This is a genomic window from Burkholderia sp. 9775_39, from assembly GCF_015712225.1.
GTDB classification, from domain to species: domain Bacteria; phylum Pseudomonadota; class Gammaproteobacteria; order Burkholderiales; family Burkholderiaceae; genus Burkholderia; species Burkholderia cenocepacia.
The window spans coordinates 283,987-308,825 of record NZ_JACCQC010000005.1 but is presented as its reverse complement, the minus strand read 5'-3'; the positions used below and the strand labels follow the sequence as shown (position 1 = coordinate 308,825).

At 67.6% G+C, this 24,839-nt stretch carries 27 protein-coding genes; 24 read left to right on the top strand and 3 right to left on the bottom strand.

Annotation, left to right across the window (positions count from 1 at the left end):
- Window positions 1–61: 61 nt before the first annotated feature.
- The 4 genes from H0X90_RS09730 to H0X90_RS09715 all read left to right on the top strand — a co-directional run bounded on the left by H0X90_RS09730 (window position 62) and on the right by H0X90_RS09715 (window position 3,162).
- Window positions 62–661 carry an alpha-ketoglutarate-dependent dioxygenase AlkB gene (locus H0X90_RS09730; RefSeq protein WP_077189346.1) on the top strand — a complete coding sequence of 200 codons (600 nt, stop codon included), beginning with the start codon at window positions 62–64 and terminating at the stop codon, window positions 659–661.
- Window positions 662–966: 305 nt separating this feature from the next.
- Window positions 967–1,173: a hypothetical protein gene (locus tag H0X90_RS09725; protein WP_006489891.1), complete on the top strand. Its 207-nt coding sequence runs from the start codon at window positions 967–969 to the stop codon at window positions 1,171–1,173.
- A 340-nt stretch (window positions 1,174–1,513) separates the two neighbouring features.
- A complete protein-coding gene (gene tecA, locus H0X90_RS09720; RefSeq protein WP_006496925.1) occupies window positions 1,514–1,993 on the top strand; it encodes a type 6 secretion system effector deamidase TecA in 480 nt (159 codons plus the stop codon).
- Between the two features lie 275 nt (window positions 1,994–2,268).
- Entirely contained in the window at window positions 2,269–3,162 is an 894-nt protein-coding gene (locus tag H0X90_RS09715) for an IclR family transcriptional regulator (RefSeq protein ID WP_006489889.1), read from the top strand.
- A gap of 108 nt (window positions 3,163–3,270) precedes the next feature.
- Here the strand turns inward: H0X90_RS09715 and H0X90_RS09710 are convergent, their stop codons facing one another.
- On the bottom strand, window positions 3,271–4,350 hold the full coding sequence (locus H0X90_RS09710; protein WP_077189347.1) for a porin: 1,080 nt from the start codon (window positions 4,348–4,350) through the stop codon (window positions 3,271–3,273).
- A 444-nt stretch (window positions 4,351–4,794) separates the two neighbouring features.
- Between H0X90_RS09710 and H0X90_RS09705 the strand changes: the two genes are divergently transcribed.
- The 15 genes from H0X90_RS09705 (at window position 4,795) to H0X90_RS09635 (ending at window position 18,909) form a co-directional block, all read left to right on the top strand.
- Window positions 4,795–5,112: a non-heme iron oxygenase ferredoxin subunit gene (locus tag H0X90_RS09705; protein ID WP_006489883.1), complete on the top strand. Its 318-nt coding sequence runs from the start codon at window positions 4,795–4,797 to the stop codon at window positions 5,110–5,112.
- A gap of 1 nt (window position 5,113) precedes the next feature.
- Window positions 5,114–5,425, top strand: a complete 312-nt coding sequence (locus tag H0X90_RS09700) for a recombinase-like helix-turn-helix domain-containing protein (RefSeq protein WP_077189348.1) — start codon at window positions 5,114–5,116, stop codon at window positions 5,423–5,425.
- A gap of 54 nt (window positions 5,426–5,479) precedes the next feature.
- Window positions 5,480–6,550, top strand: a complete 1,071-nt coding sequence (locus H0X90_RS09695; protein ID WP_006489909.1) for an aromatic ring-hydroxylating dioxygenase subunit alpha — start codon at window positions 5,480–5,482, stop codon at window positions 6,548–6,550.
- A complete protein-coding gene (locus H0X90_RS09690; protein WP_006489881.1) occupies window positions 6,543–7,313 on the top strand; it encodes an SDR family oxidoreductase in 771 nt (256 codons plus the stop codon). The genes H0X90_RS09695 and H0X90_RS09690 overlap by 8 nt, the downstream gene beginning before the upstream one ends.
- Window positions 7,314–7,347: 34 nt before the next feature.
- Window positions 7,348–7,875 carry a cupin domain-containing protein gene (locus H0X90_RS09685; RefSeq protein WP_006489904.1) on the top strand — a complete coding sequence of 176 codons (528 nt, stop codon included), beginning with the start codon at window positions 7,348–7,350 and terminating at the stop codon, window positions 7,873–7,875.
- Window positions 7,876–7,893: 18 nt separating this feature from the next.
- Entirely contained in the window at window positions 7,894–8,790 is an 897-nt protein-coding gene (locus H0X90_RS09680) for an alpha/beta fold hydrolase (RefSeq protein ID WP_077189349.1), read from the top strand.
- A 38-nt stretch (window positions 8,791–8,828) separates the two neighbouring features.
- On the top strand, window positions 8,829–9,686 hold the full coding sequence (locus H0X90_RS09675; protein WP_006496928.1) for an IclR family transcriptional regulator: 858 nt from the start codon (window positions 8,829–8,831) through the stop codon (window positions 9,684–9,686).
- On the top strand, window positions 9,683–10,480 hold the full coding sequence (locus H0X90_RS09670) for an SDR family oxidoreductase (RefSeq protein ID WP_006496929.1): 798 nt from the start codon (window positions 9,683–9,685) through the stop codon (window positions 10,478–10,480). The genes H0X90_RS09675 and H0X90_RS09670 overlap by 4 nt, the downstream gene beginning before the upstream one ends.
- Window positions 10,473–12,140: a thiamine pyrophosphate-binding protein gene (locus H0X90_RS09665; RefSeq protein ID WP_006487228.1), complete on the top strand. Its 1,668-nt coding sequence runs from the start codon at window positions 10,473–10,475 to the stop codon at window positions 12,138–12,140. Before H0X90_RS09670 ends, H0X90_RS09665 begins: the two co-directional genes overlap by 8 nt.
- Window positions 12,133–12,960, top strand: coding sequence for an aspartate dehydrogenase (locus tag H0X90_RS09660; RefSeq protein ID WP_034202181.1), 828 nt, complete (start codon window positions 12,133–12,135; stop codon window positions 12,958–12,960). The genes H0X90_RS09665 and H0X90_RS09660 overlap by 8 nt, the downstream gene beginning before the upstream one ends.
- A gap of 72 nt (window positions 12,961–13,032) precedes the next feature.
- Window positions 13,033–14,523, top strand: a complete 1,491-nt coding sequence (locus H0X90_RS09655; protein ID WP_006487205.1) for an aldehyde dehydrogenase — start codon at window positions 13,033–13,035, stop codon at window positions 14,521–14,523.
- An 18-nt stretch (window positions 14,524–14,541) separates the two neighbouring features.
- Window positions 14,542–15,504 carry a VOC family protein gene (locus tag H0X90_RS09650; RefSeq protein WP_006487197.1) on the top strand — a complete coding sequence of 321 codons (963 nt, stop codon included), beginning with the start codon at window positions 14,542–14,544 and terminating at the stop codon, window positions 15,502–15,504.
- Window positions 15,501–16,745 (top strand): NAD(P)/FAD-dependent oxidoreductase, encoded by a 1,245-nt coding sequence (locus H0X90_RS09645; RefSeq protein WP_077189350.1) that lies wholly within the window; start codon window positions 15,501–15,503, stop codon window positions 16,743–16,745. Before H0X90_RS09650 ends, H0X90_RS09645 begins: the two co-directional genes overlap by 4 nt.
- Window positions 16,746–16,781: 36 nt before the next feature.
- Window positions 16,782–18,182, top strand: coding sequence for an MFS transporter (locus H0X90_RS09640; protein ID WP_006487206.1), 1,401 nt, complete (start codon window positions 16,782–16,784; stop codon window positions 18,180–18,182).
- A gap of 172 nt (window positions 18,183–18,354) precedes the next feature.
- The gene (locus tag H0X90_RS09635) at window positions 18,355–18,909 is read left to right on the top strand and encodes a GNAT family N-acetyltransferase (RefSeq protein WP_077189351.1); all 555 of its coding nucleotides are present in this window, start codon (window positions 18,355–18,357) and stop codon (window positions 18,907–18,909) included.
- Window positions 18,910–18,924: 15 nt separating this feature from the next.
- On the opposite strand, the gene H0X90_RS09630 is transcribed toward H0X90_RS09635, so the two are convergent.
- Together H0X90_RS09630 and H0X90_RS09625 are read right to left on the bottom strand one after the other, a co-directional pair.
- Window positions 18,925–19,320, bottom strand: coding sequence for a RidA family protein (locus H0X90_RS09630; RefSeq protein ID WP_077189352.1), 396 nt, complete (start codon window positions 19,318–19,320; stop codon window positions 18,925–18,927).
- A gap of 87 nt (window positions 19,321–19,407) precedes the next feature.
- The gene (locus tag H0X90_RS09625) at window positions 19,408–20,334 is read right to left on the bottom strand and encodes an ADP-ribosylglycohydrolase family protein (protein ID WP_077189353.1); all 927 of its coding nucleotides are present in this window, start codon (window positions 20,332–20,334) and stop codon (window positions 19,408–19,410) included.
- 183 nt (window positions 20,335–20,517) lie between these two features.
- Here H0X90_RS09625 and H0X90_RS09620 point away from each other — a divergent pair, with 183 nt between their 5' ends.
- From H0X90_RS09620 to H0X90_RS09600, 5 genes are all read left to right on the top strand, one after another.
- Window positions 20,518–20,763 (top strand): DUF3079 domain-containing protein, encoded by a 246-nt coding sequence (locus H0X90_RS09620; protein WP_077189354.1) that lies wholly within the window; start codon window positions 20,518–20,520, stop codon window positions 20,761–20,763.
- 192 nt (window positions 20,764–20,955) lie between these two features.
- Window positions 20,956–22,623 carry a hydroxylamine reductase gene (hcp, locus tag H0X90_RS09615; protein WP_077189355.1) on the top strand — a complete coding sequence of 556 codons (1,668 nt, stop codon included), beginning with the start codon at window positions 20,956–20,958 and terminating at the stop codon, window positions 22,621–22,623.
- A 13-nt stretch (window positions 22,624–22,636) separates the two neighbouring features.
- Window positions 22,637–23,659: a 2Fe-2S iron-sulfur cluster binding domain-containing protein gene (locus H0X90_RS09610; RefSeq protein WP_077189356.1), complete on the top strand. Its 1,023-nt coding sequence runs from the start codon at window positions 22,637–22,639 to the stop codon at window positions 23,657–23,659.
- Between the two features lie 113 nt (window positions 23,660–23,772).
- Entirely contained in the window at window positions 23,773–24,186 is a 414-nt protein-coding gene (locus H0X90_RS09605) for a PPC domain-containing DNA-binding protein (protein WP_006487210.1), read from the top strand.
- 75 nt (window positions 24,187–24,261) lie between these two features.
- Window positions 24,262–24,765, top strand: a complete 504-nt coding sequence (locus H0X90_RS09600; RefSeq protein WP_006496938.1) for a DUF4274 domain-containing protein — start codon at window positions 24,262–24,264, stop codon at window positions 24,763–24,765.
- Window positions 24,766–24,839 lie beyond the last annotated feature (74 nt).

Below are 24,839 nucleotides of genomic sequence, written 5' to 3'. Positions count from 1 at the left end.
CGCGGCGCCGTTGGCTAGTATGCAGACATGCCTCGTTCGTTCCTCGCCCGTTCCTGCCGACATGTCGACGCCCGATCTTTTCGCTGATACGCCCGCGCCAGACGTGGACTGGTACCCGGATTGGCTTGCGCCGCCCGAAGCCGACCGCGCGCTGGCCACGCTGATCGACGAGGTCGCGTGGCGGCAGGACACGATCCGCACGCCGCGCGGACGCATTCCGTTGCCGCGGCTCACCGCGTGGCAGGGCGAACCGGATGCCGTGTACGTCTATTCGGGCATCCGCAACGTGCCGCAGCCATGGACGCCGGGCGTGCTTGTGCTCAAGCATGCAGTCGAGGCGACGTGCGGCGTGCGTTTCAACAGCGTGCTGCTCAATCGCTATCGCAACGGGCTGGACAGCCTCGGCTGGCACGCGGACAACGAACCCGAACTCGGCGACGCGCCGGTGATCGCGTCCGTGAGCCTCGGCGCGATGCGGATGTTCGATCTTCGCCATCGCGCGACTGGCGCCACGCACGCGTACCGCCTCGTGCATGGCAGCCTGCTCGTGATGCGCGGACGCACACAGGCCGAATGGCAGCACCGCGTGCCGAAGGCGCCGGGCGTGCAGGGCGAACGCATCAACCTGACGTTCCGGCGCGTGTCGATGGCGGCCGAATAGATCGCGCCCCGTTTCGGTGATCCACGAAAGGCCGATGCAAGCAATTGGCCGCGCGTGCGGCACGTTGCCGCACGAACGCAAGGCGGGGCGGCCCGACGTGGCGCTCAGGCCCGTCCCGCAAGGCTTACAGATGGATTCGATCGACCGCCCGGTTCCGATAGGTGAGTGAAACCTCTGATGGTGCGTCGCAACAATTATTGACTAGACTGTGGAATGGCAGAAACGCGTCGGCAGACCGGCGCGCCCCTTTCGACATGCCTCCGTGCGCTGCCGATGCAGCGCGCAACGGGGCAGGAGCAAAACGCGTGACCGTACTCGACCCTTCCTTCGAACCCTCGCTGCACGTCTTCGAGCAAGACGGCGGATGGCAATGGGCGCTGACGGTGAAGCGGGCGACCGGCGTCGGCGTGAAAGTCGTGGCGTTCAGCCGCGAAGGCTTTCGCGGCGAAGCCGAGGCATACGCCGCCGGCCAGCTTGCCCGCGCCGAATATGACGACGCCGTGACGGCCTGACGCCGTCGCGGCGATCCCGCGCGGGGATCGTCTTCCTCTGTGCCGTCCGTTTCCGGACGGTGCTTTCCCGACCGTTTTCCGTTTTCGTTTTTCGCTGCGCGAGGCGATCGTCTGCCGGCGTCCGTCGCGCCAAATGATCCGTGCCGTTCGATGCTCGGGCATCGCGCCGACGATGCGACATGCGTGGCGCAAGCCCGCACGCGGACTCGCGGCATCCGAGTCAATGCGAACCACGCATGGTGCGAGCGCGTCTGGAAAATGCCGAGTCATATCGTAATAAGATATGAAGTTATCGCATCGACGGGACGACGACGTCCCGCTTCCCTGAAAGGAGCTATCCGTGCAGCTGACCCAGTTAGGCGGGCATGTCGCCCAATCCGGCATCGCCGAACGGCAAAAACACGCGCAGGCGCTGATGTTCGGGATGGCGAACATCGACGAATACGTATCCCGCGGCGTCTGCTACGACGCCGCGGCCTATGTCCGCTATCTGCTGCGTGCCGACGCGCTGATCGCGCCCGATGCGCTGCTCGATACGGCCGGTCAATTGTGGAGGACGCGGTTCAACTTCGAAACCGGCGATCAGTGGGACGGGCGCGCGAGCATTCCGGCGGGCACCGCGGTCGGCTTCGCGCGCGGCGGCAATGTCTTTCATGCGGCGATTGCGGTCGGCGGCACCCGGATTCGCGCGATCAACGGCGGGCTGCTGGGCGCCGGATGGATGAATCCGGTCGACCTTGCACGGGCGCTGCAGCCGGATCCGGCCGGCGGCTTTACGTACGATCGCACGACCATTCGCGTCCATCTGTCGCGCCTGTAGGCGGGGCGGCATCCCGTCTCCCGCTCCGGCCACCGTGGCCCGGGCGCGCCGCGCGGCCGCCTTCCCGCCGTTCGGCGATTTCCGCATGGCGTCGCGCCGTCCAACGCTGCTATCCTCTCGACCTTGAATGACGCGTCATGGCGGCGTGGCCGCGCATGCTGCAGCGCGGCGCCGCGCGCCGGTGCGAGCCCAGGCGCGCACTGAGGTAGCATGACCGAATATCCACGACGATCGATGACCCGTTTCGTGACCGACTTCCTTCCGTCCATGTCCACATGGTCAAGACAACGATGAGCGATGCACCCGATCCGGCGGTGCCTGGCGACGACGAGTCGTCGGGCGGCGCTTCGTCCTATCTGGTGCCGGGGCTCGAACGCGGGCTGCGGATCCTCGCCGAATTCTCCGCGCGCGAGCCGGTGCTCGGCGCGCCCGAACTGTCGAAGCGCATCGGCATTCCGCGCACGACCACGTTCCGCCTGCTGCAGACGCTCGAAGCGCTCGGTTTCCTCGAACGCGTGAATGGCGACCGCTATTTCCGGCTCGGCGTCGGCGTGCTGCGGCTCGGCTTCGAATACCTGAATTCGCTCGAACTGACCGATCTCGGCACGCCCGTGCTCGAGCGGTTGCGCGATTCGACCGGCCTGTCGACGCACCTGCTGATCCGCGACCAGCGTGACGTGGTGTTCGTCGCGAAGGCGCAGAGCAATGCGTCGATGTTCGGTTCGGTGAAGGTGCACGTCGGCACGCGCCTGCCCGCTCATGCGACCGTGCACGGCCACGTGCTGATGGGCGACCTGACGCGCGACGCGCTGCGGCAGCTCTATCCGGAAAAGAAGCTTGAACAATTCACCGAGCGCACGCCGGGCACCGTCGACGAGCTGTACGAACGCGTGCGTCATTACGCGCGGCTCGGCTATGCGGTCAGCGAGGCAGCGTTCGAGAGCGGCATTTCGGCCGTGACCGCGCCGGTGCGCGATCATTCGGGCTCGATCGTCGCGGCGATCACCGCGACGGTGCCGCGCTCGGAGATCGGCGAGGCCGGCGAGAAGGAGCGGCTCGTCGAAGCCGTGTGCGGTGCGGCGGTCGACCTGTCGCAACGGCTGAACTATCGTCCGCTCGAAAGCGACCCGACGTTCGCGCATGCGCGCCACAAGGTCGCGATGTTCTGACGCTCGTGCATCGATCCGGCCGCGGTGCGCGGCATCGCATACGACGAGAGCGGCCCGCGGGCCGCTCTCGTCGTTTTCCGGCACCGCACGTGCGGTGCGCAAACCAGCTCAGAACGAGTGATGGATGCCGGTCAGCACGATCACCTGGTTCGCGGTGCTCGACACGCCGGCCGTGAAGAACGCGGCCTTCGCACCGCCCGAACCGTGTTCATAAAGCACGTTCGCATACAGCTGCGTGCGCTTCGACAACGCGTAGATGTCGCCGAGTTCGACCTGCGTCCAGCGGCGGCCGGCCAGCGTCGTGGTCGCTGCGCCGCCCGCAATCGTGTTGAACGCGCTGCTGCGGTAGTTCACACCCGCGTCGTAGCTCTGGAACGTGTCGGAAAACCCGTTCGACTGCATCTTCACGCGCGTGTAGAGGCCGTGCACGAGGAAGTCGCCGATCTGGTACGACGCGCCCGCGCCGATGTTCTCGACCTTGTTCGCAAGGTAACCGTTCGCGGTGTTCTGCCCCTGGAACGATGTGATGCCCGTCTGGCTGATCAGGATCGCGCGGTCGTGCTCGTTCGAGTAGACGGCCGACGCCTTGAACGGCCCGTTCACGTAGTTCAGCGCGACGCCGACCGATTTGCCGGTCGAGAAGTTCGTCGTGTTGCCGAGCGCGAGCGTCGCCGCGGCCGAGAAGCCCGCGAAGGTCGGTGAACGGTACTTGACCGAATTGTTGTACGGCACGTTGCCGGTCGCGGCGAGCCCGTCGATGTTGCCCGGGTGGAACGCAAACCAGCTCATCGCGAGGTACGCCGTGCTGAGCGGATCGAGATAGTCGAACGTCAGCGGCGTCTGGCGTCCGAGCGTCAGCGTGCCGTAGCGCTCCGAACTCAGGCCGACGGACGCCGCGCGGTTCCAGATCGTGTTCGCGGTCGCGAACTGGCCGTTGTTCGTATAGAAGCCGTTTTCCAGCTGGAAGATCGCGGACAGCCCGCCGCCGAGATCTTCCTTACCCTTCAGGCCCCACCGGTCGGGCTGCGTATTGCCCTGGATCATCGCCCACTTCGCGTGGCCGCCGACGTTGTTCACGTACGCGACCCCCGCATCCATGCTGCCGTACAGCACCACGCTGCTCTGCGCCCACGCGCCCGACGCGGCGCCCATTCCGATGACTGCCGCTGCTACCGCATGCTTGACCATTTTGTCTCCTGACTCTCCAACCTGATGAATACGTGTCGTGACGGCCTGCGCGGGGACGGCCGGCCGTCGCGCATGTTCATCGCCGCATGGGCATTTGTATGTTCCATATAAGGAACAATGTGCCTCTGATGGAATGGAGTATAGGGGCGCTGAGCGCCGGATCAAAAATAAATTTTTCGGGACGGATGGGCGCGGTGCCGACGCCCGGCAACCCGGCGCGATGTCTCGAAAAAGCCGATAAATCCCCGTCGAATAACAAAAAATTACATTCGATTAGGTAGGCGAAAGGGTGCGTCGACCTGACGGTCGGTGTTTTCCCTAAGACATGCAGCTTTTTGTTTTACTCGTGGAAAGTCGCTCCTATAATCACCATCCATAAACTGCTGTTCCGGATATGGAACAAATCGGAACAAACCGAGAGTCGATCAGAAGGAAGGGTGTGAGATGTCTGAACAATGGATTTGCGCCGGTCACGCCGGCGCGCTGTCGGAAGACACGCCGATCGAGTTCAAGCGGACCGACGGCGTGGAAATCGGGATCTACCGCGTCGGCGACGACGTGTATGCGCTCGAGAACGTGTGCCCGCATGCGTACGCGCTGCTGACGCAGGGGTTCGTCGACGAAGGCACGGTCGAATGCCCGCTGCACGAGGCCGTGTTCGACATCAAGACGGGCGAATGCCTGAAGGGTCCGGGCGGGCGCGCGCTGAAGCAGTACGCGGTGCGCCTCGCCGGCGAGGAAATCCAGATCAAGGTGGAATGACATGAAAGAAGCGACCGTCAACTTCAATCCCTTCCTGAAGCCGTGGGTGGCGCCGCAGCCGAACAACATCGCGGGCAAGGGGCAGATCGAAATCCCCGGCCAGGTCGAGAACCTGGTCTGGCAGAACCGCAAGGCCGCACCCACGCAGTACGAGAACGACCTCGGCGATGCGCTCGAACGCGTGTTCGAGAGCGGCGCGACCGAGCTGGACGATGTCGTCGCGGGCCTGAACCGCATCGGCTTCCGCGCGCCGGACGGCACCGCGTGGACCGCGGCGCGCTTTCGCGCCGAAATGGCCGCGCTGGCGGAATGAGCGCGCGCGCCGCGTGACCACCGACCCGACGACAACCGAATCCGGAGCACACTGATGACGTCCCCCGACCAACACGAAGCCCAACACGACCCGGTCCGTGACTATCTCGACCGCGGCATCAAGAACTACTGGTATCCCGTCGCACCGAGCTGGCAGGTGTCGAATGCACCGGTCGGCCTCACGCGCCTGTCCGAGCAGATCGTGCTGTGGCGCGATCACGACGGCAAGGTCCACGCACTGGAAGACCGTTGCCCGCACCGCGGCGCGCGCCTGTCGCTCGGCTGGAACCTCGGCGGCAACATCGCGTGCTGGTATCACGGCATCGAAGTCGACGGCGGCGGCACGGTCAATCGCGTGCCGGCGGTGTCGAACTGTCCGCTCGAAGGCACGAAGTGCGTGAAGTCGTATCCGGTCGAAGAGAAGGCCGGCGCGATCTTCCTGTGGTTCGGCGACGAAGCGCACGGCGAGCCGGCGCCGCTGAACCTGCCGGAAGAACTGGTCGCCGAAGAGTATGGCCACTTCCTGTGCGTATCGAACTGGAAGTGCAATTACCAGTACGCGATCGACAACGTGATGGACCCGATGCACGGCGCGTATCTGCACGCCACGTCGCACTCGATGGCCGAAGGCGACAAGCAGGCCGACATGCGCGTGCGCAAGACCGAAACGGGGCTGATGTTCGAGAAGATCGGCCAGCGCGACGTGAACTTCGACTGGGTCGAGCTCGGCGAAACGGGCTGCCTGTGGATGCGTCTCGCGATTCCGTACAAGCAGAAGTTCGGCCCCGGCGGCAACTTCGGGATCATCGGCTTCGCGACGCCGGTCGACGGCGACCACTGCCAGGTCTATTTCTGGCGTACCCGCAAGGTCAGCGGCTGGCAGCGCGACGTGTGGCGCTTCATGTACCGCAACCGCCTCGAGGGTCTGCACTGGGACGTGCTCGAGCAGGATCGCTACGTCCTCGAAAGCCTCGCGCCGCATGCGCGCGATCACGAATACCTGTACCAGCACGACGTCGGCATCACGCGTGTGCGCCGGATGCTGCGCCAGCGTGCGCAGGAACACCTGTCCGCGCTCGACGCGCATCGTGCGGCGCATGCCGCCGCGGAGCCCGCGAATGGCTGAGCTCGCTCCGATCGTCGCGCTGCCCGGTCGCCGCGTGCTCGTCACGGGCGGCGCGCGCGGTCTCGGCGCCGCCTTCGTGAAGGCGCTGGTCGAAGCGGGCGCGCAGGTCGCGTTCGGCGACGTGCTCGCGCAAGAGGGCCGCGCGCTGGCCGCGCAGCTCGCGCAAGCCGGCCACACCGCGCATTTCTTCGCACTCGACCTCGCCGATCCGGCCAGCATCGACGCATTCGTCGCGCAGGGCGCGGCGGCGCTCGGCGGCCTCGACGCGCTGATCAACAACGCGGCGATCACGAACTCGGGCGGCAAGCTGTCGACGGAGCTCGACGTGTCGACGTGGGACGCCGTGATGAACGTGAACGTGCGCGGCGTATGGCTCGTCAGCAACGCGGCGCTGCCGCACCTCGCGCGGTCGGGTCGCGGCGCAATCGTGAATCTTGCGTCGGACACCGCGCTGTGGGGCGCGCCGAAGCTGCTCGCGTACGTCGCGAGCAAGGGCGCGGTGATCGCGATGACGCATGCGCAGGCGCGTGAGTTCGGCGCGCACGGCGTGACGGTCAACGCGATCGCGCCGGGGCTGACCGAAGTCGAGGCGACCGCGTACGTGCCGGCGGAACGCCATGCGTTCTACCTGCAGGGCCGTGCGCTGACACGCGCGCAGGTGCCCGACGACGTGACGGGCCCGGTGCTGTTCCTGCTGTCGGACGGCGCGCGCTTCGTGACGGGCCAATTGCTGCCGGTCAACGGCGGCTTCGTAATGAACTGAATTGCAGTTTTCACTCGGAATGAAGGAGAGGACGATGGCGGACGCCGATCTCGAACGCAAGTCGTGGGACCAGCCGGAAGGCGCAAGCTTCAACGACTGGATGGAAGGGCGCGTCGCGCGCTATGCGACGCGGCGCTACGACTGGGACGCGCTGAAGTTCCAGGCCGATTACGACCCGAAGTACCGCCGTGCGCAGATGCGCTATGTCGGTACGGGCGGCACGGGCGTCGCGAAAGACGTCAACACGGTGCCGGCCGGCAACTTCACGTTCTCGACGATGGTCATCCCGGCCGGCAACATCGGGCCGAGCCACATCCATATCGACGTCGAGGAAATCTTCTTCGTGCTGCGCGGCAAGATGAAGGTGATCTGCGAGCGCGACGGCGAGACGTGGGAAGCGATCCTCGGCGAGCGCGACCTGATCTCGGTGCCGCCCGGCGTGTATCGCACGGAAATCAACATCGGCGAGGAAGATGCGCTGATGTGCGTGATGCTCGGTTCGTCGAAGCCGATCACGCCGACGTATCCGCCCGATTCGCCGCTCGCGAAGATCAAGCGTTGAGACGGAGCGGGTGAAGCAATGAGTGTCATCGACAAACCTGAACGCGACCGCACCGCGGCGTTCGCCGCGCTGCTCGGGCAGTTTCCCGAGCAGCGTTGCGCGGCCGGCGCGGCGGGCACGATCGGTTATCGCGAGGCCGGCGCGCAGCATGCGGGCCGCGCGCTGCCCGTCGTGCTGCTGCACGGGATCGGCTCGGGCGCCGCGTCGTGGGTCCGCCAGCTCGACACGCTGGGCGCGTCGCGGCGCGTGCTCGCGTGGGATGCGCCCGGTTACGGCGTGTCGACGCCCGTGCACGGCGCGTCGCCGGCCGCCGCCGATTACGCGGCAGCGCTGAACGCGTGGCTCGAGGCACTCGGCATCGAACGCTGCGTCCTGATCGGCCATTCGCTCGGCGCGATCATCGCGGGCGGTCTCGCCCGCGTGACGCCCGCGCGGATCGCCGGCCTGCTGCTGGTATCGCCCGCGGGCGGCTACGGCAGCGCACCGGCCGAGACCCGCGAAGCGCGCCGCGACGCGCGGCTCGCGATGCTCGCGGAACTCGGCCCGGCCGGGCTCGCCGAGCAGCGCAGCGGCAACATGCTGTCCGGTTTCGCGAACGAGGAGGCACGGGCGTGGGTGCGCTGGAACATGGCGCGCATCGTGCCGGCCGGCTATGCGCAGGCCACGCATCTGCTCGCGAACGCCGATCTCGCGGCCGATCTCGCCGGCTTCCGGGGCCGCACGGCCGTGGCCGTCGGCGCGAACGACGCGATCACGCCGCCCGCCGCGTGCGAGCGGATCGCCGCGGCCGCGCACGTCGGGCTGCAGGTGATTCCGCAGGCAGGGCACGCCGGCTATGTGGAAGCGCCGGCCGCGTATTCCGCGCTGATCGACTCGTTCTGCCGGCAGTGCGATACGCAGTGGGGGCTGGCATGAAGTCCCCCCACGCTCACCTTGGTTCGCGGGAGGCATAAATGAGCGAACCGCTGCAACAAAACGAATCCGAAAACGCGAAGGCCGAAGCCAGCTACGTGGTGCCGGGCCTCGAACGCGGGTTGCGGATTCTCGCCGAATTCTCGCCGCGCGAGCCCGTGCTCGGCGCGCCCGAACTGTCGAAGCGGCTCGGCATTCCGCGCACGACGGTGTTCCGTCTGCTGCAGACGCTCGAATCGCTCGGCTTTCTCGAACGCGCGGACAAGGATCGCAACTACAAGCTCGGCATCGCGGTGCTGCGGCTCGGCTTCGAATACCTGAGCTCGCTGGAGCTGACCGATCTCGGCCTGCCGGTGATCGAAAGCCTGCGCGATGCGACCGGCTTCACGACGCACATCGTGATCCGCGACGGCCGCGACGTGGTGTTCGTCGCGAAGGCGCAGAGCCAGTCGCCGGTGTTCAGTTCGATCCGCGTGAACGTCGGCACCCGGCTGCCCGCGCATGCAACGACACACGGCCACGTGCTGATGGGCGACCTGTCGCTGAAGGAACTGCATGCGCTGTATCCGGAAGGCGTGCTGAACCGGATGACGAGCGCGACGCCGGAAACGGTCGACGCGCTGTACGAAGTGATCCGCGAGGATGCGCTGCGCGGCTACGGCGTCAGCAATTCGTCGTTCGAGCGCGGGATCTCGGTCGTCACGGCGCCGGTGCGCAACGAGACGCAGAAGATCGTCGCTTGCATCACGGTGACGGTGCCGCGTCCGGAGATCGACGCGGCGCTGATCGCGGACGGGCTGATCGACAAGGTGCAGCGCGCGGCGGCGGAACTGTCGCGGCGGCTGAATTACCGCTCGGATGACGAGCACACGTTTCTCAAAGCTTTAGGACTCCGATGATCCAGATCGATCTGAGCGGGCAAGTGGCGGTGGTGACGGGCGGTTCGTCCGGCATCGGACTCGCGACAGCCGAACGGTTTCTGCAGGCAGGCGCGTCGGTCGCGATCTGCGGCCGCGACGACGAACGCCTTGCACGCGCCGAGGCGATGCTGCGCGGCAAGTATGCGGATGCACGACTGCTGGCCACGCGCTGCAACGTGCTCGACGAAGCCGACGTGACCGCGTTCGCGCAAGCGGTATCCGCGCGTTTCGGCCGCGCCGACATGCTGGTCAACAACGCCGGCCAGGGCCGCGTCTCGACCTTTGCCGACACGACCGACGACGCTTGGCGCGAAGAACTCGAACTGAAGTACTTCAGCATCATCCGCCCGACGCGCGCATTCCTGCCGCTGCTGCGCGATGCGGCTGCGCCGACGATCACCTGCGTGAACTCGCTGCTCGCGCTGCAGCCGGAGCCGCACATGGTCGCGACGTCGTCGGCGCGTGCCGGCGTGCTGAGTCTCGTGAAGTCGCTCGCGACCGAACTGGCGCCGCAGCGCATCCGCGTGAACTCGATCCTGATCGGCATCGTCGAGTCGGGGCAGTGGCGCCGCCGCTACGACACGCAGGCGCAGCCCGGCGAAAGCTGGGAGGACTGGACGGGCGCGCTCGCCCGCAAGAAGAACATTCCGCTGAACCGCTTCGGCAAGCCTGACGAGGCGGCCTGGGCACTTTTTTATCTCGCAACGCATCTGTCGTCCTACACGACGGGCAGCCATATCGACGTTTCTGGAGGCTTTGCACGCCATGTCTAAAAAAACCACGGTTGGCGAGCTGATTGCCGCCTTTCTCGAGCAGTGCGGCGTGAAAACCGCATTCGGTGTCATCTCGATCCACAACATGCCGATCCTCGACGCGATCAATTCGCGCGGCAACATCCGGTATGTCGGTGCGCGCGGCGAAGCGGGTGCGCTGAACATGGCCGACGGGCTGGCCCGCGTGTCGGGCGGCCTCGGCGTCGCATTCACGAGCACGGGCACGGCGGCCGGCAACGCGGCCGGCGCGATGGTCGAGGCGCTGACGGCCGGCACCGCGCTGCTGCACGTGACCGGGCAGATCGAGACACCGTATCTCGACCAGGATCTCGCGTACATCCACGAAGCGCCCGACCAGTTGTCGATGCTCGACTCGATCTCGAAGGCCGCGTTCCGCGTGCGCACCGTCGAAACCGTGCTGCCGACGATCCGCGAAGCCGTGCGCATCGCGCAGACCGCGCCGACGGGCCCCGTGTCGGTCGAGATTCCGATCGACATCCAGGCGGCCGAAATCGAATGGCCGGAAGACCTCGCGCCCGCCCACGTCGCGGTGCGCGAGCACGACACCGCCCGCGTCGCGAAGCTCGCCGACGCGCTCGCGGCCAAGCGCCGCCCGCTGCTGTGGCTCGGCGGCGGGGCACGCCATGCACGCGAGGAAGTCGAACGCCTCGTGAAGCTCGGCTTCGGCGTCGTGACGAGCGTGCAGGGCCGCGGCGTGCTGCCGGAAGATCATCCGGCGACGCTCGGCGCGTTCAACGTGCATGCGTCCGTCGAGGCGTTCTACAAGACCTGCGACGCGCTCGTCGTGGTCGGCTCGCGCCTGCGCGGCAACGAAACGCTGAAGTACAAGCTCGCGCTGCCGCAGCCGCTGTTCCGCGTCGATGCCGATGCGCTCGCCGACAACCGCGGCTATCGCAACGCGCTGTTCGTGCACGGCGATTCGAAGCGCGTGCTGGCCGAACTGGCCGATCGCCTCGAAGGCCGCCTGTCGGTCGATCCGCGGTTCGCGGCCGATCTCGCGGCGGCCCGCGAGGAAGCGGTGGCCGACGTGTCGAAGGGCCTCGGGCCGTACAAGAAGCTCGTCGACACGCTGCAGGGCGTGGTGGGCCGCGACTACAACTGGGTGCGCGACGTGACGATCTCGAACAGCACGTGGGGCAACCGCCTGCTGAAGATCTTCGAGCCGCGCTCGGGCGTGCATGCGCTCGGCGGCGGCATCGGCCAGGGTATCCAGATGGGCATCGGCGCGGCGCTCGCGGGCACGGCGGCGAAGACGGTCTGCCTCGTCGGCGACGGCGGCCTGATGGTCAACGTCGGCGAGCTCGTGACGGCCGTGCAGGAAAACGCGAACGTGATGATCGTGCTGATGAACGACCAGTGCTACGGCGTGATCCGCAACATCCAGGACGCGCACTACGGCGGCCGCCGTTGCTTCGTGCAGCTGCACCAGCCCGATTTCGCGCAGTTCTGCGCGAGCTTCGGCCTCACGCACTACCGGATCACGTCGCTCGACCAGGCCGAAGCGATCGTGCGCGAAGGGATGGCGAAGGAAGGGCCGGTGATGGTCGAGGTCGACATGCTGTCGGTCGGTTCGTTCGCGTCGAACTTCGCGGGGCCGCCGGTGAAGAAGGAAGCGCCGACGGAGCGCCAGTATGCATAACGGCCAGAAGCGCGCGCACGCGCCCGTCGACGTCGCGATGATCGGTTTCGGCGCGATCGGCGCGGCCGTGTACCACGCGGTCGAGCACGATGCGTCGCTGCGCGTCGCACACGTGATCGTGCCGGCACACCAGCGCGCGGCTGTGCAGGGCGAGCTCGGCGACGCGGTGGAGGTCGTGTCGTCGGTCGACGCGCTGGCCCGCCGCCCCGAGTTCGCGCTCGAATGCGCGGGCCACAGCGCGCTCGTCGATCACGTCGTGCCGCTGCTGAAGGCCGGCACCGACTGCGCGGTCGCATCGATCGGCGCGCTGTCCGATCTCGCGCTGCTCGACGTGCTGTCGCAGGCCGCCGACGAAGGCGGCACGACGGTGACGCTGTTGTCGGGTGCGATCGGCGGCATCGACGCGCTGGCGTCCGCGAAGCAGGGCGGCCTCGACGAAGTGCTGTACGTCGGCCGCAAGCCGCCGCTCGGCTGGCTCGGCACGCCGGCCGAGGAATTGTGCGACCTGCGCGCGATGACCGGGGAAAAGGTGATCTTCGAAGGCACTGCACGCGACGCCGCGCGGCTGTATCCGAAGAACGCGAACGTCGCGGCGACGGTCGCGCTCGCGGGCCTCGGTCTCGACGCGACGCACGTGCGCCTGATCGCCGATCCGGCGGTGGCGCGCAACGTGCATCGCATCACCGCACGCGGCGCGTTCGGCGAGATGTCGCTGGAAATGAGCGGCAAGCCGCTGCCCGACAACCCGAAGACGTCCGCGCTGACCGCGTACAGCGCGATTCGCGCGCTGCGCAACCGCGCGGCCCGCTGCGTGATCTGACCGGACCATCGAGCGTCCGCCCGCGCCACGGCGAGGGCGGACGTGCAGAGACAGATTTGTGGGACTTGTGACATGACTCCTTTCGATACGCGCCTCGTACCCGACGGCAACATCCTGATCGGCGGCGAGTGGCGGCGCGGCCGTGGCGCGCCTTACACGAGCATCTATCCGGCCGACCAGTCGGTGAACATGGAAGTGTCGACGGCGAACGCGGAAGACGCGGCCGACGCCGTCGTGGCGGCCGACGCCGCATGGCGCCGCGCCGACTGGGCCGGGCTGAAGCCGCACCTGCGCGCGCAGGTGCTGTACCGCATCGCCGACCTGATCATGCAGCGCCACGAAGCGCTCGCGAACCTGCAGCGCCGCGACAACGGCAAGCCGATCGGCGAGACGCGCGTGCTGGTGGCCAGCGCCGCGAACACGTTCCGCTACTTCGCGGCCTGCCTCGAGACGCTCGATGAAGAACTGACGCCGTCGCGCGGCGACTACCTGACGATGAGCGTGTACGAGCCGATCGGCGTGATCGCCGCGATCACGCCGTGGAATTCGCCGATCGCGTCCGACGCGCAGAAACTCGCCCCCGCGCTGGCCGGCGGCAACGCGGTGGTGCTCAAGCCGGCCGAGGTCACGCCGCTCGTATCGCTCGCGCTGGCGCGCATCTGCGAGGAAGCCGGCGTGCCGAAGGGCGTGCTGAGCGTGCTGCCGGGCAAGGGCTCGGTGATCGGCGACGTGCTCGTGCGTCATCCGCTGGTGAAGAAGGTGTCGTTTACCGGCGGCACCGAGGTTGGCCGCGGTATCGCGCGCATCGCGGCCGAGAAGCTGATGCCGGTGTCGCTCGAACTCGGCGGCAAGTCGCCGACGATCGTGTGCGACGACGCCGATCTCGATCACGCGGTCAACGGCGTGCTGTATGGCATCTTCAGCTCGTCGGGCGAAGCCTGCATCGCCGGTTCGCGGCTGTTCGTGCAGCGCGCGGTGTACGACGCATTCATGCAGCGCCTGGTGGCGGGCGCCCGCAAGCTGCGCGTGGGCGACCCGACGCGGCCCGACACGCAGATGGGCCCGCTGATCACCGCGAAGCATCGCGAGTCGGTCGAACGCTACGTCGCGCTCGGGCTGGAAGAAGGCGGCCGCCTGCTGTGCGGCGGCGAGCGGCCGGCGGGCGACGGGCGCGAGAACGGCTTCTTCTATCAACCGACGATTCTCGAAGGCTTGCCGAACAGCGCGCGCATCTGCCAGGAGGAAATCTTCGGGCCGGTGCTGGTCGCGATGCCGTTCGACGACGAAGCATCGCTGATCGCGCAGGCGAACGACAGCGTGTTCGGCCTCGCGGCCGGCATCTGGACGCGCGACTACAAGCGCGCATGGCGCATCGCGCGGGCGCTCGAGACGGGCACCGTCTGGATCAACACGTACAAGCTGTTCTCGATCTCCACGCCGTTCTCGGGCTGGAAGGAGAGCGGGATGGGGCGCGAGAAGGGGCGTCTCGGCATCCGCGAATACATGCAGCAGAAGAGCCTCTACTGGGGCTTGAACGACGCGCCGCTGCCGTGGGCGAACTGAGCGAAGGGGAATGACGCAATGAGCATCTTGGGAATCGAGCAGATCACGTACGGTGTCGACGATCTCGCCACCTGCCGGCGCTTTTTCGCCGACTGGGGGATGAAGGAAGTCGCGCACGACGACACGCGCGCCCGCTTCGAAACGCTGAACGGCTGCACCGTGCTGGCCGTCAAGGCCGACGATCCGGCGCTGCCGCCGGCGTTCGAGGCCGGTCCGACGCTGCGTGAAGTCACGTGGGGCGTCGCGACGCAGGCCGAACTCGACGCGCTGCGCACGAAGCTTGCCGGCCAGCCCGGCTATTACGCACAGGACGATGCGGTCGGCTGCATCGATCCGAACGGGATGGCGATTCGCGTCGAAGTCACGCGCAAGCGCGCACTCGACATCGCGGGCTCGCCGTCGAACGTGTGGGGCCAGACGCTGCGCGTCGACCAGCCGAGCCCGGTCTATGCGCGCGCGGAGCCGGTCGAGGTCGGGCACGTCGTGTTCTTCACGAACTGCCTCGACGCGCAGGAAAAGTTCTATCACGAACTGCTCGGCTTCGAGACGTCGGATCGTTATCCGGGCCGCGGCGCATTCATGCGCTGCGCGCCGCACGGCGGCCATCACGACCTGTTCCTGCTCGCGCTGCCGAACGGAAAACGCGGCCTGAACCACGTCGCGTTCACCGTGCGCGACATCCACGAAGTGTTCGGCGGCGGCATGCACATCGACCGCTGCGGCTGGGAAACGCAGCTCGGCCCGGGGCGCCATCCGGTGTCGTCCGCGTACTTCTGGTACTTCCAGAACCCGGCCGGCGGCCTGATCGAGTATTACGCGGACGAAGACGTGCTGACGCCCGAATGGCAGCCGCGCGAATTCGAGCCGGGCCCGACCGTGTTCGCCGAATGGGCCGTCGACGGCGGCCTCGACGGCAATACGCGCCGGCAGAAGAACGCGAAGGCGCCGGAAGGCAAGTTCATGACGGAGCGCAAATCATGAGCGAAACGAACGCGCGGGAAGCGGCCGCGCCGGCCACGGTCGTCGTGATCGGCGGCGGCCAGGCCGCCGGCTGGGTGTTGAAGACGTTGCGCGCCGAAGGATACGCAGGCCGTCTCGTGATGATCGCCGACGAGCCGCATCTGCCGTACGAGCGCCCGCCACTGTCGAAGGCCGTGCTGGCCGGCGACGCGGATATCGAAACCGTGCGCGTCGTGCGTCCCGACGAATTCGACGCGCTGAACGTCGAAGCATGGCAGCCGGAACGTGCGGCCTCCATCGACCGTGCACGCCGCGTGGTGAAAACCGAAAGCGGCCGCGAGATCGAATATGACCGGCTCGTGATCGCGACCGGCGGTACGTCGCGTCGCTTGCCCGATGCGCTCGTCAACACGCCGAACCTGCATTACCTGCGCACGCTCGACGAAGCGGCCGCACTCGGCGAAAAGCTGCGCGCGAGCCGGCGCGTGCTCGTGATCGGCGGTGGCTGGATCGGCCTCGAAGTCGCGGCGACCGCGCGCAAGCTCGGCGTCGAAGCCGTGGTCGTCGAAGGCGCGCCGCGCCTGTGTGGCCGCTCGGTGCCGCAGATCGTGTCCGACTTCCTGCTCGACCTGCATCGTTCGAACGGCGTCGACGTGCGGACGGGCGCCGCGCTCGCGTCGCTCGACCCGCGGCCGGACGACGCGTCGAAGGTGCGCGCGACGCTCGCCGACGGTACGACGATCGACGCCGATTTCGCGGTGGCCGGCATCGGCCTCGCGCTCAACGCATCGCTCGCGAGCGACGTGGGGCTCGCGGTCGACGACGGCATCGTCGTCGACGAATACGGCGCGACGAGCGACCCGGCGATCTTCGCGTGCGGCGACGTCGCGAACCATCACAACGGCTGGCTGAAGCGGCGCGTGCGGCTCGAATCGTGGGCCAACGCGCAGAACCAGGCGATCGCGGCGGCGAAGGCCGTGCTCGGCGTGCGCGCACCGTACGCGGAGATTCCGTGGTTCTGGTCCGATCAGTACGACGTGAACCTGCAGATCCTGGGCGATCTGCCGGCCGATGCGCAGCTCGTCGTGCGCGGCGATCTCGCCGCGCGTCGTGCGACGCTGTTTTTTGTCGGCGACGGACATGTGAGAGGTGTCATCGCCGTGAACAACGCGCGTGAGCTGAAACTCGCGCGCAAGTGGATGAACCAGGGCCGGGCAGTGGATACGGAAGCCCTGGCAGACACGACCCAAGCGCTTGCCTGACCGGCCCACCGGAAAGAGATCCAGGAGACACCCCGCATGAGCACTTTCGACAACGTCGTGGCCGGCAGGGCCACGATGGAAGCTGCCGCCTCCACGCCCGGCGCGATCATCGCGCGGCTCGAGCGGCTTCCGGCCAACTCGATGCAGATCCGCGCACGCGTGCTGATCGGCACCGCGACGTTCTTCGACGGCTTCGACGTGATCACGATCGCGGCGACGCTGCCGTTGCTGATTCACAAATGGGGGCTGTCGCCGACGCAGATCGGCATGCTGATCGCGTCCGGCGCGATCGGCCAGCTGATCGGCGCGTTCCTGTTTCCCGCGCTCGCGGAAAAGCACGGCCGCGTGAAGGCGATCGCGTGGAGTTCGGCCGTGATCGGCATCACGAGTATCGCGTGCGGCTTCGCGCCGACCTTCGAGGTGTTCGTGCTGCTGCGGATCCTGCAGGGGCTCGGGCTCGGCGGCGAGTTGCCGGTCGCCGCGACGTACATCAACGAGATCACGCGCGCACATGGCCGCGGCCGCTTCGTGCTGCTGTACGAGATCGTGTTCCCGATCGGCCTGCTCGTGTCGATGGCGCTCGGCGCGTGGCTCGTGCCGCGCTTCGGCTGGGAGATCATGTACTTCGTCGGCGGGCTGCCGCTGATCCTGTCGCTCGTGCTCACGCACCTCGTGCCGGAATCGCCGCGCTGGCTCGCGTCGCGCGGGCGGCTCGCGGAAGCCGGGCGTGCGGTCGGCGTGTTCGAAGGATCGGTGCGCGGCGAGCTGCCGCCCGTCACGCAGGTGGCCGCGTTCGACGAACTGGTGCGCCAGCATCCGAAGCGCAGGATGAGCGACCTGTTCAGCGCCGCGTATCGCAAGCGCACGCTCGCGGTGGCGACGTTGTGGGCGACCTGCGGGTTCATCCAGTACGGGCTGTCGACGTGGCTGCCGACGATCTACAAGAACTTCTATCACGCACCGCTGCAGCTCGCGCTGAATCTGGCGGTGATCGGCTCGGTGATGGGCGTGCTCGGGTCGCTCGCGTCCGCGCTGCTGGTCGACAAGCTCGGCCGCAAGCCGGTGATCGTGTGGTCGTTCGTGCTGTGCGCGCTGTCGCTGGCGCTCGCCGGCATCTATCACGCGTCGTCGGTGTACGTGGTCGCGATCTTCTGCTCGCTGTCGCTCGGGCTGATGGCGTCGGGCTTCATTACCGCGTACGTCTACACGCCGGAGCAGTATCCGACGAGCATCCGCGCGTCGGGCTGCGGGCTCGGCAGCGCGTGGCTGAAGATCGCGTCGTTCGTCGCGCCGATGGTCGTGCCGCACGCGATCATCGGCGGGAATCTCGCACCGGCGTTCTACCTGATCGGCGTCGTGCCGCTGATCGCGGCGCTGACCGTGCACTTCGTCGGGATCGAGACGAAGGGGAAGGTGCTGGAGGCGCTCGAGGCGTAAGCGCATTGCGCAGCGGTGGATGAGGTGAACCGAGAGGCCCGGGCGATGCTCCCGGGCCTCTTTGTTTCGGGGGCGCCTCGCGGGGGCGTGCAGGGTGCCGAGCGTACGCGCGATTGTTGGCGCGTGGCGCGCGTGTTCTAATTCACGGTCCCGATTTCGTCAGACGATTGCCATGTCCCTGTTCGAACCCGTCACGCTGCATACCGCTCGACTCGTGCTGCGCCCGCTTCGCGAAGCAGACGCGCCGACTTTCTTCGAGATCTGGTCCGATCCGGAAGCGATGCGCTACTTCTCGTTCTCGCCGATGACGCAGATCGAGCAGGCCGAGGCGCGCGTCGCGCGCAACGTGCAGACGTCCGCGAGCGGGGAGAGCCTGGTCTGCGTGCTCGAACTGCGGGAAACCGGCGAAGCGCTCGGCGAATGCGTGCTGTTCCATGCGAACGAGCAGTGCCGGCGAGCCGAGATCGGCTTCAGCCTGCGGCGCGCGTTCTGGCGCGGCGGATACATGTGCGAAGCGGCGTCGGCGATGATCGATCATGCCTTCGGCGCGCTGCGGCTGAACCGGATCGAGGCGGATATCGATCCGCGCAACGTCGCGTCGGCCGGGTTGCTTGAACGGCTCGGTTTCGTGCGGGAAGGGCTGCTGCGCGAACGCTGGATCGTCGGCGACGAAGTGTCGGACAGTGCGCTGTACGGGTTGCTGGCGAGCGATCGCGGCCGAGGCTGATGCGGCGGCCGGTTATTACGCGGCAGGAACGATCGCGAACGCGTCCACTTCGACCAGTACCTCCGGGCGGAACAACGATGCCACGCCGACGAGCGCGCTTGCGGGCGGGCACGCGGTGTTGACCCAGCGGTCGCGCACTTCGCGAATCTGCGGCAACAGGCTCGAATCGAAATCGCGGACATAGATCGTCAGACGCGCGACGGATTCGAAGCCGACCCCTGCGGTGCGAAGCGTATCGGCGATGTTCCTGAACACCTGATCGAGCTGCGTTGCATGATCGACGCCGACAACCGCGCCCTCGGCATCGAACGGAACATGGCCGGACAAATACAGCGGTTGACCACCTTCGACGAGTATCGCTTGCGAAATGCCGGGAATCGTGGCGCCGGGGGGATTGATGGCACGTAGCATCGGAGCATCCTCTCAGGTTGATGCGGTTGTTCGGGGCGGCCCTGATCGGCCCGCCATCTTCGATTCAGGGGCGATCGGCAGCGGTATTCACAGCTTCGCGAGCCAGCCCTCGACCTTGTCTTTTCCGCGCAGCGTCGCAACCCATCGAGCGGGCAACGCCCGTTCGCCGTACACCACGCCGGCGAGGCTGCCGGCGATTGCCGCGGTCGTATCCGTGTCGTTGCCGAGCGCGATCGCGCGCTTCACGCAATCCTCGTAGCTGTCCGTCGACAGCAGGCAATGGATCGCCGACCAGAAGCTGTCGACCACATAGCCCGATCCTTGCGGTGCGTCGAAGCGGCCGTCGAGCACGATCTTCAGTTCGATTTCATCGGCCGTGCCTTCGTGGCGCGCGAGCAGTTCGTCCTCGGCCGTGCGCACCGCGTCGGGAGCCGGCTGGCCGTCGACGATGCCCAGCGCCGTCAGGCAATAGAGCGCGCAGCAAAGCTGCGAACGCACGTGGCCGTGCGTGACGACGCTCTGCTTGCGCGCGAGCCGGATCGCGTCGTCGCGCGACGCCGCGACCATCACGACGGGAAAGCAGCGCATCAGCGAGCCGTTGCCGTTGTCGCGCTCGTCGCCGGGCCCGGCTGCCGCGGGCGCGGCGCCGGCCGCCAGCGCGTGGAACGCACGCTGCGTCTGCAGGCCGACGTCGAATACGCGGCCGTCCGGCGTGAACGCGCCGCGATGAAACCAGTCCAGCAGGTTGCCGGCGAACGTGTCGAGATTCAGGTCGTGCTCGCGCAGCAGCGCGTCGAGCAGCGCGAGCGCCTGCGCACCGTCGTCGCTCCAGGTGCCGGGCGGCACACCGTCGTGCGCGCGCGCGAAGCCCGGCGGCGGTGTCATGTCGATCGCGGCGGGAAGCGGAATCGACGCGGCGTCGTGGAATTCGTACGGCACGCCGAGCGCGTCGCCGATCAGCAGGCCAAGCAGGCCGCCGCGCAGGCGGGATCGTCGGTTCGGAATGGTTGTCATCGGGAAGGCGTTCGGGTTGGGACGGCTTGCGTCGCGAAATATCGTGCAGACTAGACCAATCGTGTCCGCATGCCTAGCCGATGAGCGACAGCCGGTGCGAAACCATGCCGCAGGGCCCCGTGTGCGCCGGTGCACTAGAGTCGAACGGTAACGCACGACACGACACGGGGAAGGCAACCTATCATGGCGAAGAAGTTTCCGCTGCATCCCGTTCATCCGGAGCGGATCTGCTGGGGATGCGACAACTACTGTCCGACACATGCGATGCGTTGCGGCAACGGCTCCAGCCGTACGCAGCACCCGAGCGAACTGCTCGGCGACGACTGGTACCGGTACGGCGACTGGGGCATCGACTCCGCGGAGGTCGGCAACGAGAACGGCAATGAAAGCGGCAGCGAACCCGCAACCTGGGCCGGCGAGCGATCGTAGCGACACGTTGCCTCACCCACGCGCGTCCCGTTTGTTGATCTGCATCACGGTAGCGAAAGGCGCGCCGAAACATCATGAAAAAAGATGCATGCAATACGCATCTTGAAGCGGGCGGGATGCCCGGCGGCGAGGGACCTGCGTTCCGCCGCCGTCGCGCCGACCCGCGCCCCATGATCGAGAAAGGAGAGCACCGTGTTTTGCTACCAATGCGAACAGACCGACCGGACCGGCGCGCGGCCCGGCTGCGCATCGTCGAAAGGCAACTGCGGCAAGGATGCCACGACGGCCGACCTGCAGGACCTGCTGGTCCATGCGGTAACGGGCATCGCGCAATACGGCGCGATCGCGCGCGCGGCGGGCAAGCCCGATCGCGAAGCCGACCGGTTCGTGCTGTACGCGATGTTCACGACGCTGACCAACGTGAATTTCCACGCGGCGCGCTTCGTCGCGCTGCTGCGTGAAGCGGCGCAGACGCGCGACCGCGTGAAGGCGCTATGCGAAGCGCACGCGCGCGCGACCGGAACGATCGTGCCGGCGCCGCAAGGGCCGGCGACGTGGCAGCCGGCGACCGATTTGACCGGCCTGCTCGCGCAAGCGGCAGCTGTCGGGGTGGACAAGGGGCTCGACGACGTCGGCGCGGACATCGTCGGCCTGCGCGCGCTGGTGCTGTACGGGCTGAAGGGCGTGTGCGCGTATGCGCATCATGCGCGGGTGCTCGGCTACGAGCGCGACGATATCTACGAAGGCGTCGAAGCGGCGCTTGCGTTTCTCGCCGGCGAACCCGACGACGTCACGGCGCTGCTCGCCCAGGCGCTCGCACTCGGCCAACTGAACCTGACGGTGATGGAACTGCTGGACGCCGCGAACACCGGCCGCTTCGGTGCGCAGCAACCGACAGCCGTGCGCGTGTCGCCGGTCGCGGGCAAGGCGATCCTCGTATCGGGCCACGATCTCGGCGATTTGCATGCGCTGCTCGAACAGACGGCCGGCACCGGTATCCATGTGTACACGCACGGCGAGATGCTGCCGGCCCACGCGTATCCGGCGCTCAAGGCCTTTCCGCACCTTGTCGGCAACTACGGCGGCGCGTGGCAGGATCAGCAGAGCGACTTCGCGCATTTCCCCGGACCGATCCTGATGACGTCCAACTGCATCATCGAGCCGATGCCGCAATACCGGCAGCGGATCTTCACGACGGGGCCGGTCGGCTGGCCGGGCGTGCGCCATCTCGAGCATCACGATTTCTCGATGCTGATCCGCGCGGCGCAGGCGCTGCCCGGGTTCCCGGCCACCGCGCCGGAAGAGACGATCACCGTCGGCTTCGGCCGCCATGCGGTGCTCGGCGTCGCGGACCAGGTCATCGACGCGGTGAAGGCCGGCCAGATCCGCCATTTCTTCCTGATCGGCGGCTGCGACGGTGCGGCGCCGGGCCGCAACTACTACACCGAGTTCGCGGAGCAGGCGCCCGACGACACGGTCGTGATGACGCTCGGCTGCAACAAGTACCGGTTCAACCGCCACGCGTTCGGCGAGATCGGCGGCATTCCGCGCCTGCTCGACGTCGGGCAGTGCAACGACAGCTACTCGGCGATCCGGATCGCGACGGCGCTCGCCGATGCGTTCGAATGCGGCGTGAACGACCTGCCGCTGTCGCTGGTGATCTCGTGGTTCGAGCAGAAGGCGGCGGCCGTGCTGCTGACGCTGCTCGCGCTCGGCCTGCGCAACATCCGCCTCGGGCCGGCGCTGCCGGCCTTCATCACGCCGGACGTGCTGGCGGTGCTGGTCGAACAGTTCGGCATCCAGCCGATCGGCGACGCCAGCGCCGACCTCGCCGCGTCGCTGGCGCGGCAGGCCGCCTGACCGGGATCGTTCGATGACTTACCGGATCGAGATCACGACCCGTGACGGCGAGCGGTTCGCGTTCGGTTGCGAGGCCGAACAGGATCTGCTGTCGGCCGCGGCCGACGCCGACATCACGCTGCCGTCGCAATGCCGGCGCGGAAGCTGCGGCGCATGCCGGGCGAGCGTCGTCGACGGCGCGTACGAGGCGCAGCCCGACAGCGCCGGCGTGCTGCCCGCCGGCCAGCACGGCGCGGTCCTGCTGTGCCGGACCACGCCGCGCGGCGATCTGCGCATCGCCGCGCCGTACGACCGGACCAAGGTGCTGCTGCATCCGGTGCCTGTGCGGACCGCGCGGATCGCGGCGCTCGAGGCGGTCGCGGCCGACACGCTGCGCGTCGAGCTGCAGGTCGAGCCCGACGACGCGTCCGGTTCGGCCGTGGAGTTCGAGCCCGGCCAGTTCGCGGAGCTGGAGGTGCCGGGCAGCGGCCTGCGCCGCCCGTATTCGCTGGCGAACACGAGCAACTGGGACGGTCGCCTCGAATTCCTGATCCGGCTGCGGGCCGGCGGCTGGTTTTCGACCTACCTGCGCGAGCGGGCGCGGCCGGGCGATTCGCTGATCGTCCGTGTGCCGATGGGCGGCTTCGGCATCGTCGCGGATAGCCTGCGGCCACGCTGGTTCGTCGCCGGCGGCACGGGGCTCGCGCCGATCCTGTCGATGTTGCGGCGCATGGCCGATTATCAGGAAATGGCGGACGCGCGACTGTTCTTCGGCGTCAATCAGGAAAGCGAACTGTTCATGCTCGACGAGCTGGCGCGCTTGCAGGCGGCGCTGCCGCAGTTGCGCGTCGAGCTGTGCGTATGGCGGCCGGAAGGGGAGTGGGGCGGGTATCGCGGCACGCCGGTCGACGCGTTGCGCGCGGCGCTCGGAGAAGCGGGGGAGCGGCCGGACATCTACGTGTGCGGGCCGCCGTCGCTCGTACAGGCGGCACGTGACGCGGCGGTTGCCGCGGGCGTGCCGGATGCGCAATTCGCGAGCGAGCGATTCGCGGTGTGAGGCTTGCGCCGCGCCACGACGCGTACGGGCTTCTGAAGAACGGGTGACTTGCCCGATTCACGGTGAGCACGTACGCTTGATCGATACCACGATCGACCCACAGGTTCTCGACCATGCAGGCCCATCCATTGCGTCTTTCCCCCGGCGACGATCTGCGCGGCGCCATTGAGGCAGCGCTACACCAGCATGAAGCGCACGCGGCCTTCGTGATCCAGGGCATCGGCAGCCTGAGCGTCGCGCAGTTGCGCTTCGCCGGCGTCGACCAGCCGACCGCGCTGCGCGGCGACCTCGAAATCCTGACGCTGGCCGGTTCGGTGTCGCCGGACGGCGCGCATCTGCACATGTCGGTCTCGGATGCGGACGGCCGCGTGACCGGCGGCCATGTCGCGAGTGGTTGCGTGGTGCGCACGACGGCCGAGATCCTGCTCGCGCTGCTGCCCGCGCATCGCTTCTCGCGCGAGCCCGATGCGGGCACCGGCTTCAACGAACTGGTGATCCGTCGCGAGCCGGGCGGCGACGCCGCATGAGTATCGCGAAGCGGCGCTAGAATCGCCGGTCATCGAAGCACTTCCCGTTACCGCTCATTCCGCAAGACGCACTCCATGGACGACACCGAAATCGAACAGAAAATGTGGGACATCGTCCGGACCTGGCTCGAAGGCGCGACGCCCGAGCAGTGGCACCGGTTCGCCGCACGCTCCAATTACGACGGCAACGGCCGCGCGTTGCGCTGGCTGCTGGACAACCGCAACGTCGATCGCGCGACCGCGTTGCTGATCTACTGGAATCTCGGCGCCGCGTGGTTCGTGCAGTATGCGGACGAAAACGCCGCGTCGTATCAACGGGATACGTTCCGGTTGCTGCGCGAGATCGAGCAACGTTACGCGGAAGGCTATTACGCCGATCACGGAATCTGGTTCGATCCGCACGACTTCGATGGCGCGGGGCCGAACGATTATCCGGACGTACCGGTCGTGCGGCCCGTGCCGGCACTGATGCTGCAGCCGACCGACGGCCGCGAGTACGTCGATCTCGACGAAGCGGACGGCTATGACGAAGGCCTGCCGTTCGACGTGGTCGAGCGGCTGCACGCGCTGCTCGACTGACCGCGCGGGCGCGTCCGTTCGCCGACGCATAAAAAAGCGCCGCGGCCATTCGGCCCGCGGCGCCTTTCGGTGCG